Source organism: Thioalkalivibrio sp. ALJ24 (assembly GCF_000377785.1).
In the GTDB taxonomy this organism is placed as follows: Bacteria; Pseudomonadota; Gammaproteobacteria; order Ectothiorhodospirales; family Ectothiorhodospiraceae; genus Thioalkalivibrio.
The window spans coordinates 57761-70348 of sequence record NZ_KB898729.1 but is presented as its reverse complement, the minus strand read 5'-3'; the positions used below and the strand labels follow the sequence as shown (position 1 = coordinate 70348).

11 protein-coding genes are annotated in these 12588 nt (G+C 70.5%); 7 read left to right on the top strand and 4 right to left on the bottom strand.

The window, feature by feature from the left end; translation table 11 throughout:
• The first annotated feature begins 5 nt into the window (after positions 1 to 5).
• Together D571_RS0109020 and odhB are read left to right on the top strand one after the other, a co-directional pair.
• A complete protein-coding gene (locus D571_RS0109020; RefSeq protein WP_018936359.1) occupies positions 6 to 2840 on the top strand; it encodes a 2-oxoglutarate dehydrogenase E1 component in 2835 nt (944 codons plus the stop codon).
• Between the two features lie 34 nt (positions 2841 to 2874).
• A complete protein-coding gene (gene odhB / locus D571_RS0109015; RefSeq protein WP_018936358.1) occupies positions 2875 to 4245 on the top strand; it encodes a 2-oxoglutarate dehydrogenase complex dihydrolipoyllysine-residue succinyltransferase in 1371 nt (456 codons plus the stop codon).
• A gap of 13 nt (positions 4246 to 4258) precedes the next feature.
• On the opposite strand, the gene dtd is transcribed toward odhB, so the two are convergent.
• The 3 genes from dtd to D571_RS0109000 all read right to left on the bottom strand — a co-directional run bounded on the left by dtd (position 4259) and on the right by D571_RS0109000 (position 6111).
• Positions 4259 to 4708, bottom strand: a complete 450-nt coding sequence (gene dtd / locus D571_RS0109010; protein ID WP_018936357.1) for a D-aminoacyl-tRNA deacylase — start codon at positions 4706 to 4708, stop codon at positions 4259 to 4261.
• On the bottom strand, positions 4705 to 5688 hold the full coding sequence (gene pip, locus D571_RS0109005; RefSeq protein ID WP_018936356.1) for a prolyl aminopeptidase: 984 nt from the start codon (positions 5686 to 5688) through the stop codon (positions 4705 to 4707). The genes dtd and pip overlap by 4 nt, the downstream gene beginning before the upstream one ends.
• A 63-nt stretch (positions 5689 to 5751) precedes the next feature.
• On the bottom strand, positions 5752 to 6111 hold the full coding sequence (locus tag D571_RS0109000; RefSeq protein WP_026287741.1) for a hypothetical protein: 360 nt from the start codon (positions 6109 to 6111) through the stop codon (positions 5752 to 5754).
• A 295-nt stretch (positions 6112 to 6406) separates the two neighbouring features.
• Here D571_RS0109000 and D571_RS0108995 point away from each other — a divergent pair, with 295 nt between their 5' ends.
• The 5 genes from D571_RS0108995 to D571_RS0108975 all read left to right on the top strand — a co-directional run bounded on the left by D571_RS0108995 (position 6407) and on the right by D571_RS0108975 (position 10510).
• Positions 6407 to 6688: a type II toxin-antitoxin system RelE/ParE family toxin gene (locus tag D571_RS0108995; protein ID WP_026287740.1), complete on the top strand. Its 282-nt coding sequence runs from the start codon at positions 6407 to 6409 to the stop codon at positions 6686 to 6688.
• Positions 6689 to 6701: 13 nt separating this feature from the next.
• Positions 6702 to 6965, top strand: a complete 264-nt coding sequence (locus tag D571_RS0108990; RefSeq protein ID WP_018936353.1) for a HigA family addiction module antitoxin — start codon at positions 6702 to 6704, stop codon at positions 6963 to 6965.
• A 115-nt stretch (positions 6966 to 7080) separates the two neighbouring features.
• Positions 7081 to 7902 carry a tRNA 2-thiocytidine(32) synthetase TtcA gene (locus D571_RS0108985; RefSeq protein ID WP_018936352.1) on the top strand — a complete coding sequence of 274 codons (822 nt, stop codon included), beginning with the start codon at positions 7081 to 7083 and terminating at the stop codon, positions 7900 to 7902.
• Complete coding sequence (locus D571_RS0108980; RefSeq protein WP_018936351.1) at positions 7895 to 8797, top strand: lysophospholipid acyltransferase family protein; 903 nt, start codon at positions 7895 to 7897, stop codon at positions 8795 to 8797. The genes D571_RS0108985 and D571_RS0108980 overlap by 8 nt, the downstream gene beginning before the upstream one ends.
• A gap of 6 nt (positions 8798 to 8803) precedes the next feature.
• Positions 8804 to 10510 (top strand): alpha/beta-hydrolase family protein, encoded by a 1707-nt coding sequence (locus D571_RS0108975; RefSeq protein ID WP_026287739.1) that lies wholly within the window; start codon positions 8804 to 8806, stop codon positions 10508 to 10510.
• A 6-nt stretch (positions 10511 to 10516) separates the two neighbouring features.
• Here the strand turns inward: D571_RS0108975 and recG are convergent, their stop codons facing one another.
• Complete coding sequence (recG, locus tag D571_RS0108970; protein ID WP_018936349.1) at positions 10517 to 12580, bottom strand: ATP-dependent DNA helicase RecG; 2064 nt, start codon at positions 12578 to 12580, stop codon at positions 10517 to 10519.
• Between the last annotated feature and the right edge of the window lie 8 nt (positions 12581 to 12588).

Genomic DNA, 12588 nt, shown 5'->3' with positions numbered 1-12588 from the left:
CCACCATGAACGACATGTCATCGCGTCAGCGTCTGGAGCAGCCGGTCTCCGGCCAGGACCCCCATCCGGACAACCTGGCCTTCGCCGAGATGCTGCTGGAGCGTTTCCGCGCGGATCCCTCCTCGGTGCCGGCCGCCTGGGCCGACTATTTCCGTTCCCTCGAGCATGCGGACCCGCAGGCGCGAGGTCCGGCGCACGGAGTGGAGCGGCGGCGGCAGACCGACCGCCCCGACCTCGAGCACGAGCGCCTGCAGATCCGGGTCCTGCAGTTCATCAATGCCTATCGCTATCTCGGGCATTTCGGCGCGCGTCTCGACCCGCTGGAGCGCGAGGCTCCGGTGGCCCCGCGCGAGCTGAACCGCGAATACCACGGGCTGGACCACGTCGACCCGGATCTTACCTTCGACCCGGGTTCGCTGTTCATCGACGGGCCGGCCTCGCTGGACACCATCGAACAGGTCCTGCGTGAGACCTACTGCGCCAGCATCGGCGCGGAATACATGCACATCACGGCCACCGACGAGAAACGCTGGCTGCAGGAGCGCCTGGAATCGGCTCACGGGCATTTCGGCTTCGGCGACGACACCCGCCTGGCGATCCTCGAGCGCCTGACCGCCGCCGAGGGCCTGGAGCGCTACCTGCACAAGCGCTACGTCGGGCAGAAGCGCTTCTCGCTGGAGGGCGCGGAGAGCCTGATCCCGCTGCTCAATGCCCTGGTCCAGCGCGGCGGCGCGCGCGGGGTGACCGAGATGGTCCTCGGCATGGCCCATCGTGGCCGCCTGAACGTGCTGGTCAACCTTCTGGGGAAGTCGCCGGGCGAGCTCGCCGACGAGTTCGAGGGTCGCCCGCGCGATGACCGCGGGACCGGCGACGTGAAGTACCACATGGGCTTTTCGTCCGACGTGGAGACCCCCGGCGGGCCGGTGCATCTGGCGCTGGCCTTCAACCCGTCGCATCTGGAGATCGTGACCCCCGTGGTCGAGGGATCGGTGCGCGCGCGCCAGGTGCGGGTGGGCGACCGGCAGGGCAACCGGGTGATGCCGGTGGTGATCCACGGCGATGCGGCCTTCGCCGGGCAGGGCGTGGTGATGGAGACCCTCAACATGTCGCAGACCCGCGGGTTCTCCACCAAGGGCACCGTGCACGTGGTCGTGAACAACCAGATCGGGTTCACCACCAGCACGCTGAAGGACGCTCGTTCGACGCATTACGCGACTGATGTCGCCAAGATGGTGAATGCGCCCATCCTCCACGTGAACGGCGACGATCCCGAGGCGGTGGTGTTCGTCACCCAGATCGCGCTGGACTACCGCATGCGGTTCGGCAAGGACGTGGTGATCGACCTGGTCTGCTACCGTCGCCAGGGGCACAACGAGGCCGACGAGCCCGCCGCGACCCAGCCGCGCATGTACCACCGCATCCGTGACCTGCCGACCACCCGCGAGCGCTATGCCCGGCAGCTGATCGAGGAAGGTCTGACCGACGCGCGGCAGCAGGAGCAGATCCTCGACGCCTACCGTGACCGGCTGGATGCCGGCGAGGCGGTGGCCGACTCGCTGCTGCGCGATCGCACCCGCGAGACCCGCGCGGGCGGTACCAACTGGGGGCCGTATCTGCACCAGTCCTGGGATCAGCCTGTAGATACCGGCGTCGACCGCGAGCGCCTGGCCAGCGCGCTGGAACATCTGTCGACGCCCCCGGAGGGCTTCGAGCCGCACCCGCGGGTGCACAAGATCCTCGAGGCGCGGCGCCAGATGGCTCGCGGCGAGCACCCGCTGGACTGGGGCGCCGCGGAGACCCTGGCCTACGGCAGCCTGATCCAGGACGGCTATCGCGTGCGCCTGTCCGGGCAGGACTCCGGGCGCGGGACCTTCTTCCATCGCCACAGCGTGCTGCACGAGCGCAACACCGGCGACACCTACGTCCCGCTGCGGCGCCTGGATCCGGAGCACCCGCGCTTCCTGGTCATCGACTCCCTGCTGTCCGAGGAGGCCGTGCTGGCCTTCGAATACGGCTACGCCACCGCGGCGCCCGAGGCGCTGGTGATCTGGGAAGCGCAGTTCGGTGACTTCGTCAACGGCGCCCAGGTGGTGATCGACCAGTTCATCTCCTCCGGCGAGCAGAAATGGGGGCGGCTGTGCGGCCTGACCCTGTTCCTGCCGCATGGCTACGAGGGCCAGGGCCCGGAACATTCCTCCGCGCGCCCCGAGCGCTTCCTGCAGCTGGCGGCGCAGGAGAACATCCAGGTCTGCGTGCCGACCACGCCGGCGCAGATCTTCCATCTGCTGCGCCGGCAGATGGTGCGCCCTTATCGCAAGCCGCTGGTGGTGATGACCCCCAAGAGCCTGCTGCGTCATCGCCAGGCGGTTTCCTCGCTGGAGGACCTCGCGACAGGACGGTTCGAGACCGTGCTGGACGACCCCGAGGTGACCGATCCGGAGAAGGTCCGTCGGGTGCTGCTGACCAGTGGCCGCATCCACTATGATCTGGTCTCCACCCGGGCCGAGGGCGGGCGCGATGACATCGCCGTGGTGCGCCTGGAACAGTGCTACCCGTTCCCGTGCGATCGCATGCGCGAGGTCCTGGATCGCTATCCGCAGGCCAGGGAATTCGTCTGGATCCAGGACGAGCCGGAGAACCAGGGGTATCTCGGCTTCGTGTACCCGCGCCTGGCCCCGATACTGGGCGAACGCGGCCGGGCGCTGCACGCGGTCGCGCGCCCGCCGGCGGCGGCACCGGCGGTGGGCTATCCCGAGGTGCACCGTTCCCAGCACGAGGAGCTCCTCGAGCGTGCCTTCGGGGAGCTGACGGCGCGGGACCTCCCGCACCCCACACCCTGAATCCATCCGCCATCCAGCCCTGCAAGGAAACCCGATGTCCGCCGAGCACACCCCGATCCAGGTTCCGCAACTCCCCGAATCCGTGGCCGACGCCACGGTGGTCGCCCTGCACCGCAAGCCGGGCGATGCCGTGCACCGGGACGAACTGATCGCCGAGCTGGAGACCGACAAGGTCGTGCTGGAGGTCAACGCCCCGGCCGAGGGTACCCTGGTGGATCTGGCGGTCGCCGAGGGCGACACCGTGCACGCCGACGACGTCCTCGGCCATCTGGGGCCGGCCACCGCACAGGCCGCCGAACAGGCCCCGCCCGCCGGGGAGCATGTCGAGCCCGCCCCCGATCCCGCATCGGCCGAGGCGGATGAGGCCGATGAGGCCGATGAGGCTGAAGAGGCTACTGACGCGGATGAAGGCACGGAGTCCGCCGCGCACGGAGAGACGGATTCGCCGCCCCCGCCGAGCCCGGCGATCCGCCGCCTGCTGCAGGAGTCCGGCCTGCGCGAGGACCAGGTGCGTGGTACCGGACCCGACGGTCGCATCCAGCGCGAGGACGTGGAGCGCGCGCAACAGGCGGCGGCCGGTTCCGGGGCCGCGGGCAAGGGCGATGACACGCCCCGTCGGCCGGCGGCCGACGACTCGGGACGCGACAGCGCGCCGGCTGGCGCCGGCGCGGAAGCGTCCACCGGGGCCCTGCGTGCGGCCGGCGAGCGCGGCACCGAGCGGGTGCCCATGAGCCGCCTGCGGGCGCGCATCGCCGAGCGCCTGCTGGAAGCGAAGCAGTCCACTGCGATGCTGACGACCTTCAACGAGATCGACATGTCGCAGGCCATGGCCCTGCGCGGGCGCTACAAGGACGCCTTCGAGCAGACCCACGGCATCAAGCTCGGCTTCATGGGGCTGTTCGTGGCTGCGGCCACCCGGGCCCTGCAGCGTTTCCCGGTGATCAACGCCGCGCTGGACGGGGAGGAGATCGTCTACCACCACTACACCGACATCGGCATCGCCGTGTCGTCCCCGCGCGGGCTGGTGGTGCCGGTGCTGCGCGACACCGGCCATGCCTCGGTCGCGGACATCGAGCGTCGCATCCGCGACTTCGCCGAACGCGCGCGCGACGGCCGCCTGGACATCGACGAGCTGCGAGGCGGCACCTTCACCATCACCAACGGCGGCGTGTTCGGCTCGCTGTACTCCACGCCCATCGTCAATCCGCCGCAGAGCGCGATCCTCGGCATGCACGCGATCAAGGAACGCCCGGTGGCGGTGGACGGCGAGGTGGTGATCCGGCCGATGATGTATGTCGCGCTGTCCTACGATCACCGCCTGGTCGACGGCGCCGACGCGGTGCAGTTCCTGGTGGCGATCAAGGAGGCCGTCGAGGACCCGGCGCGCCTGGTGCTGGACGTCTGAGCCCGAGCGCGGTTCAGCCCCGGGGTCGGGCCTGCAGCCAGAACGTGACCGGGCCGTCGTTGGTCAGGCTCACCTGCATGTCGGCGCCGAAACGCCCGGCGGCCACCGGCGTGTGGCGCCGCTGCGCCCGCTGCAGCAGATGCCCGAACAGGGCCTCGCCGCGTTCCGGTGAAGCGGCCGTGGTGAAACTGGGGCGCATCCCCTTGCCGGTATCCGCGGCCAGGGTGAACTGCGGCACCAGCAGCAGGCCGCCGCCGGTTTCCCCCAGCGAGCGGTTCATGCGCCCCTCCTCGTCCGGAAACACGCGATAGCCCAGCAGGCGGTCGAGCATGCGTTCGGCCGCCGATTCGTCGTCGTCCGGTTCCACCCCCACCAGCGCCAGCAGCCCGGTGTCGATCTCGCCGGTGATCTCCCCGGCGACCTCCACCCGCGCGCGGCTGACCCGCTGGATCAGGCTGATCATGTCCGCGCCCTGCCGCTGCCCGGCTCCAGCCCGCCCGCCAGGTGGGTCAGGCGATCGGTGGCGGCGACCAGCGCCCGCGCGATCCCTGGCTCGGCGGCCGAATGCCCGGCATCCGGGACGATTTGCAGATCCGCCTCGGGCCACGCCTCGGCGAGCGCCACCGCCTGCTCCACCGGGCACACCACGTCGTAGCGCCCGTGCACGATGAAGCCGGGGATGTCGCGCAGGCGTCCGGCATCGCGCAGCAGCTGGTCGGGTTCCAGGAAGGTGTCGTGGCTGAAGTAGTGGCACTCGATGCGCGCCAGACTCAGGGCCACCTCCGGGTCCTCGAAGTGGTCGATCACGTCGTCGTTGGGGATCAGGCAGGAGGCATGGCCCTCCCAGGCCGACCACGCCTGCGCGGCCGCCTCGCGCACCGCCGGGTCCGGGTCGGTCAGGCGCCGATGGTAGGCCGCCACCAGGTCGTCGCGTTCCTCCGCGGGGATGTGGTCGCGATAGGCCGCCCAGGCCTCCGGGAACAGGCGGTCGGCGCCCGACTGGTAGAACCACTGGATGTCGCGCGGTCGGCACAGGAAGATCCCGCGCAGCACCAGGCCCAGCACCCGGCCGGGCTGGGTCTGTGCATAGGCCAGCCCCAGGGTGGAGCCCCAGGAGCCGCCGAACACCACCCAGCGCTCGATGCCCAGTTCCTCCCGCAGCCGTTCGATGTCGGCCACCACGTGCCACGTGGTGTTGGCCTCGAGGCTGGCATGCGGGGTGGAACGCCCGCAGCCGCGCTGGTCGAACAGCACGATGCGATAGCGCGCCGGATCAAAGAACCGACGATGCCAGGGCTCGCAGCCGGAACCGGGGCCGCCGTGCAGGAACACCGCCGGAATGCCCTCCGGGTTGCCGCATTCCTCGTAATACAGGCGGTGGCCGTCGCCCACCTCCAGGGTGCCGGTGGTATGGGGTTCGGTCGGGGGGTAGAGCGCGTCCATGGCAGGCCTCGCGGGACACCGGTTGGGGACAGGCCCCAAGTCTGGCCAAAAACGCGTGCCCTGTCAGTCGTCCTCGATCACTCTTCCGCGATAGACCCGGCGCCCCTTCTTCGCGGGCTCGGTGGCCTCGCCCGTGTCCGCGCTCCCTGATGTCTGTTCCGGCTCCGCGGCCGACCCCTCGTCCTGTCTGGTGTCCGCGTTCGTATCGGCGGAGGGCAGCGGGGATGCCGCCGGGGCGTTCAGATGCCCCCGCAGGGTCATCGCCGCCGCCTGCACCATGCTCGAGCGGCTGCGACCGGCATAGTCCAGCAGGACCTCCATGAAGTCCGGGTCGGCGAACGAGAGCCGACCCGCCGCCGGGAACTCGCTGCGCAGGGCGCGCTTGAGCTCGCCGGCGAGGGTCAGGGTCTTGCGGTCGTACATGTCGAGGTTCCGCGCGGTGTCCATCCCGGGGCTCATGCAAGCGCGGTGCCACGGCGATCCCTCCCGTCCACGGCGCCCGGGTGTCCGTGACCGATCGCGTGGGTGAATCGAGCTGGTGCAGGAGCCCGCGCGCTCAAGGGCAACCGCACCGCCCCGGTGCATCCCCTCGCGGTCGGCACCGGTGCCCATGTCGGGCCCACGCGTGCATCCGGGGCCGCAGAGGCATGCTGACCACCCCGTGAAATGGATAACGGTATTCGTTACACTGACCGTGATGCGATGACAGGGGATGTCCGTGATCAAGAGCTTCAGGGACCGCGAGACCATGACGATTGCGAACGGCAATGTGTCACGGAAGTTGCCCCGGGAGATGCAGCGCAATGCCCTGAAAAAGCTCCGGCAGCTGGATGCTGCGGCCCGGCTGCAGGATCTTCGCATCCCGCCCGGCAACCGGCTTGAAGCGCTGCAGGGCGATCGGGAGGGCTGGTACAGCATCCGCATCAATGATCAGTGGCGGCTGTGTTTCCGGTTCGAACACGGTAATGCCCATGACGTGGAAATCGTCGATTACCACTGAAGGAGGCGGGACCATGACCGACAAACTGCCCAATGTGCACCCGGGGGAGATCCTGTGGGAGGACTTCATGGTGCCCGCCGGCCTGACCAAACGGGCCCTGGCCGACGCGATCGGCGTTCCGGCCACGCGCATCGGTGACATCACGCTGGGGCGCCGCGGCATAACTGCGGAGACCGACCTGCGTCTGTCGCGCTACTTCGGCACCACCGAGGGCTACTGGCTGCGACTGCAGAATACGTATGACCTGGAGGAGGCGCGCCGCCACATGGCCGCGTAGGCGGCGCCGGCCCGATCAGGTTGTTGCGCACCCGGCGGACCGCATCCGCCGGTGCATCCCCTCGCGGCCGGCGTCGGGGCTTGCGCGGGCCGCGCCCCGTCCCTATGTTGCGGGCATGGAAATACCGTCCGTACCCCGCTCCATCCGCCGTCTGGCCGGCCAGGCGATCCGCGAGTTCGACATGATCCGTGACGGCGACCGCGTGCTGGTCGGCCTGTCCGGTGGCAAGGACTCGCTGACCCTGCTGTGGCTGCTGCACGAGCTGGCGCGTCGCGCGCCGGTGCATTTCGAGGTGGGCGCGGTGACCATCGACCCGGAGATCGACGGCTTCGACCCGGAGCGCCTGCAGGACTACCTCGGCGGCTACGGGATCCCGTATCACTTCGTCTCCGAACCGATCGCCGAGCTGGCCGGCGAGCACATGGAGAATGACTCGTTCTGTTCCTTCTGCTCGCGCATGAAACGCGGCCTGATGTACCGCACCGCGCGCGAGCACGGCTACAACGTGCTGGCGCTGGGCCAGCACCTGGACGATCTCGCCGAGAGCTTCCTGATGAGCGCGTTCCATGGCGGTCAGCTGCGCACCATGAAGGCCCATTACCGCATCGACGCCGGCGACCTGCGCGTGATCCGGCCGCTGGTCTACGTGCGTGAACGCCAGACCCGCGACTTTGCCGAGGCGGCCGGACTGCCGGTCATCCTCGACAACTGCCCGGCCTGCTTCTCCATGCCGACCCGGCGCGAGCACATGAAGGCGCTGCTGGCGCGCGAGGAGGGCGAATTTGGCGAACTGTTCCGCAACCTGCGCACCACCCTGCGCCCGCTGATGACCGAGGGCGGGATCCCGGGTCCGGACGAGGCCCCCGATGCTCGCGCCGCTTCAAACGGGGGCCGGGCCGCGGAACCGGTGCCCCGCGGGGAGCCGGCCGATGGCTGAGCGACGCCAGCTGCGCGACCGCCTGATCGGCATGGTCCTGCGGGTGCTGGGGCACCTGCCGCTGCGGGTCAATCACGCGCTGGGCGGGCTGCTCGGCACCCTGGTCTGGCTGCTGCCCACGCGTTCGGCGCGGCTCACGCGGATCAACCTGGCGCTCTGTTTTCCCGACAAGGACGCGGCCTGGCACCGCCGCACCGCGCGGCGTTCGCTGCAGGCTATGGCGCGCTCGCTGACCGAATCGCCGTGGTTGTGGAGTGCCGGGCCCGAGCGCCTGGCGGCGCTGGCCGAGGCGCCGCCGCGCTACGCGCGACTGCAGCAGCGCGAGCCCGGGCGGGCCCTGTTCCTGGCCACCCCGCATCTGGGCTCCTGGGAATTCGCCGGCCTGCAGGCGGCCACCCACGGCCCCATGGCCACGCTGTACAGCCCGCTCCCGACCGCCGAGATCGACCGCTGGGTGCGCGAGGCGCGCGCCGCCACCGGGGCGAAGCTGGCGCCGGCCGATCGCTCCGGCCTGCGCATCCTGCAGAAGGCACGCGATTCCGGCGAGATCATCGGCGTGCTGCCCGACCAGAGCCCGAAAGGAGCCTCGGGCGTGTACGCGCCGTTCTTCGGCCGGCAGGCCCTGACCATGACCCTGCTGCCGCGGCTGCTGCGCGGGCGCGACGACCATGTGGTGTTCCTGTTCGCCGAACGCCTGCCGCGCGGGCGGGGCTTTCGTTACCACGAGATCGAGGCCGGGCCCGAGGTCCGTGACCCGGATCCCGCGCGCGCCGCCGCTGCGGTCAACCGCATCGTCGAGGACCTGGTGCGGCGCTGCCCGGACCAGTACAACTGGGCCTACAAGCGCTTTCATCCACCGCCGCCGGGACATCCCCCGGTGTACGCGCGTCGCTGACGGCTCATGGTTCTCCCTCAACCGCTGGCTCGCCTGGTCGCACGGCTGCCGTTGCCTCACTGGCTGGCGCCCGGCTGGGCACGGCGCCTGGCGGCCTCGCTGTCGGTGCCCGGGCTGCTGCTGGCCACGCTGTTCTTTGCCGCGTCGCTGTCGCCCAGCCTGATCCCGCGGACCTGGGAGATGCAGGGCATCCTGTCCGGGATCTCCCTGTCGGCGGGTTATCTGCTCGGGGTCTTCCTGCACTGGTTGTGGGCCTACCTCGAACTGCCGGAGGCCGGCGAGCGGGCGCACCGCATCATGGTGATCGTGGCCGCGGTGTTCTGCGCGGTGATCGCGGTGGGCTTCCTGATGCAGGCGGCCCAGTGGCAGAACTCCATCCGCGAGCTGATGGAGATGGATCCGGTGGACAGCGCCCATCCGTTCCGCGTCGGCCTGATCGGCATGGCGATCTTCGCCGGGGCCCTCGCGGTGGGCCGGCTGTTCGTGCTGAGCTTCCGGTTGATCGCCGTGCGCCTGCACCGTTTCATCCCGCGCCGACTGGCCAACGTGACCGGCGTCATCGTCGCGCTGTCACTGTTCTGGGCGGTGATCGACGGCGTGCTGCTGGAGTACGGCCTGCGCACCGCCGACCGCACCTTCCAGCAGTTCGACGTGCGCATGGAAGCGGACGTGGAGCACCCGGGCGACCCGCTGCTGTCGGGCAGCGAGGAGTCGCTGATCGCCTGGGAAGACCTCGGCCAGCACGGCCGGCGCTACGTGGGCTTCACCCCCACCAGTGGCGAGATGAGCGAGTTCTTCGGCGAGCCGACCCCGGCGCCGCTGCGGGCCTATGTCGGGCTGAATGCCGGCGAGACCATCGAGGAGCGTGCCCGCCTGGCGCTGGACGAACTCCGGCGCACCGATGCCTTCGACCGCTCGGTGCTGGTGCTGGTCACGCCCACCGGCCGCGGCTGGGTGGATCGTGACGCGATGCAGGCGGTGGAATACCTGCACCGCGGTGACGTGGCTTCGGTGGCGGTGCAGTACTCCTACCTGCCGAGCTGGCTGTCGCTGATGTCGGAGTCGTCCTACGGGCTGGAGACCGCGCAGGCGGTGTTCGCCGAGATCTACGGCTACTGGCGCGAGCTGCCCGCCGACGAACGCCCCGAGCTGTACCTCCACGGCCTCAGTCTCGGGGCGCTGAACTCCGAACGTGCGGCGGACCTGTACGATATCGTCGGCGATCCGTTTTCCGGCGCGCTGTGGAGCGGGCCGCCGTTCCGGTCCGAGGCCTGGCGCGAGATCACCGCGCAGCGCGAGCCCGACTCGCCCGCGTGGCTGCCGCGCTTTCGCGACAGTTCGATCGTGCGCTTCACCAACCAGGATCCGCATCTGGAGATCCCCGGGGCCCGCTGGGGCGCGATGCGCATCGTCTACCTGCAGTACGCCAGCGACCCCATTACCTTTTTCGAGCCCGAGGCCTTCTACCGCCAGCCGGAGTGGATGGAAGAACCGCGCGGCCCGGATGTGTCCGACAAGCTGCAGTGGTATCCGGTGGTGACCATGCTCCAGCTGGCGATCGACATCGCCGCCGGCGACGATGCCCCGGTGGGGTACGGCCATGTGTATGCCCCCGAGCACTACGTCTATGCCTGGCGCCACGTGACCGACCCCGAAAACTGGTCGGAGGACGAGCTCCAGCGGCTCAAGGAGCACCTGCGCGGCAATCGGTAGTGGCCGTCAGCCGACCTGGCCGTAACGGGTCGCGTCTCCCAGCCAGCGCTCGATCAGCGCGCCGCCGCGTGGCGGGTCCTGCAGCAGCCCCTCGGCGATGCGGGTCGCGCGCGGCAGCAGGTCCTGGTCGCGCGACCAGTCGGCCACGCGGAAGCTGCGGTCGCCGGTCTGGCGGGTGCCCAGCAGCTCGCCCGGCCCGCGCAGCCGCAGGTCCACCTCGGCGATCTCGAAGCCGTCGTCGGTGCGCCGCATCGCCTCCAGGCGCTCGCGCGCGGTGTCGCCCAGCGGCGGGCGATACAGCAGCACGCAGGCACTGGCGGCGTTGCCGCGCCCCACGCGCCCGCGCAGCTGGTGCAGCTGCGACAGGCCCATGCGCTCGGCATTCTCGATGATCATCAGGCTGGCGTTCGGCACGTCCACGCCGACCTCGATCACCGTGGTCGCCACCAGCAGGTCGATCGCACCGCGGCGGAATTCCTCCATCACCTGATCGCGTTCGCTGCCCTTCATGCGTCCGTGCGCCAGCCCGATATACAGCCCCGGCAGGGCCTCGGCCAGGCGCGCTCGGGTGGCCTCGGCGGATTCGGCCTCGAGCTGCTCCGAGTCTTCCACCAGCGGGCACACCCAGTAGGCCTGGGTGCCGTCGCCGCAGGCCACGCGGATGCGCTCGATCACCTCGTCGCGGCGCTCGTGGCTGATCAGCGCGGTGCGTACCGGGGTGCGGCCCGGCGGGCGTTCATCGATGATCGAGGTCTCCAGTCCGGCGTACAGGGTCATGGCGAGGGTGCGCGGGATGGGCGTGGCGGTCATGATCAGCTGGTGCGGGGTGCGTCCGTTGCCCTTCTCGCGCAGCGCCATGCGCTGATGCACGCCGAAGCGGTGCTGCTCGTCCACCACCGCCAGCCCGAGGCGATGGAAATGCACGTCCTCCTGGAACAGCGCATGGGTGCCCACGGCCACCGGCCGCGCCCCGCTGGCCAGTTCGTTCAGCAGCTGGCCGCGTTCGCTGCGCCCCTGGCGTCCGCCCAGCCAGGCGATGGGGATCCCCATCGGTTCCAGCCAGGCAGCCAAGTTGCGTGCGTGCTGGCGGGCCAGCAGCTCGGTAGGGGCCATGAAGGCGACCTGGTACCCCGCCTCCACCGCGGCCAGCGTCGCGGCCACCGCGACCAGGGTCTTGCCCGAGCCCACGTCCCCCTGCAGCAGGCGGTTCATCGGGCGTTCGCGGGCGAGATCCGACCGGATCTCGCCGATCACCCGCTGCTGGGCCCCGGTCAGCGGGAACGGCAGCCCGGCATGCAGGCGTTCCCACAGGTCGCCGGGCGGGTCCAGCGCCGGGGCGTGTTCGTCGGGTTCGCTGCGGGCATGCTGCAGGCGCGCGAGCTGGTGCGCGACCAGTTCTTCCAGCGCGAGCCGGGTCTGCGCGGCGGAGCGCCCGTCGATGCCGGGCTCGAGCGTCGCGGTCTGCGTGTCGGGGGGTGGCTGGTGCAGGTCCTGCACGGCCTGCTGCAGCGGCGGCAGGCCGTCACGCTCCAGTTCCGGCAACAGGTCGGGCAGCTGCCGGATCCCGGGCAGGGCCTGGCGCACCAGCTTGCGCAGCAGCGGCTGCGATACGCCGTCGGTGACCGGATAGACCGGCGTCAGGCGCTGTTCCAGCGTCGGTGGTGCGTCCGGATCGACGATCTCGGTCTCCGGGTGCACGCATTCCAGCGCCCCGGCCAGCCCGCGCGGTTCGCCGAAGGCACGCACGCGGGTCCCGGTCGCCAGGCGTTTCTGCTGTGCGTTGCCGAAGTGGAAGAAGCGCAGCGTAATCAGGCCCCGGCCATCCCCCAGGGTCACCACCAGCATGCGCCGCCGTCGCATCACCACCTCGCTGCGTTCCACCACGCCCTCGAACAGGGCCGGGCGGCCGGGGCGCAGGCGATCCAGCGGGGTGATGCGGGTGCGGTCCTCGAAGCGCAGCGGCAGGTGGAACAGCAGGTCGCCGCAGACATGCAGGCCCAGCCGCGCCAGACGCTCGGCCTGGCGCGGGCCCACCCCGTTGAGAGCGGTCAGCGGGGCCTGCAGGTCCATCTGCAGCG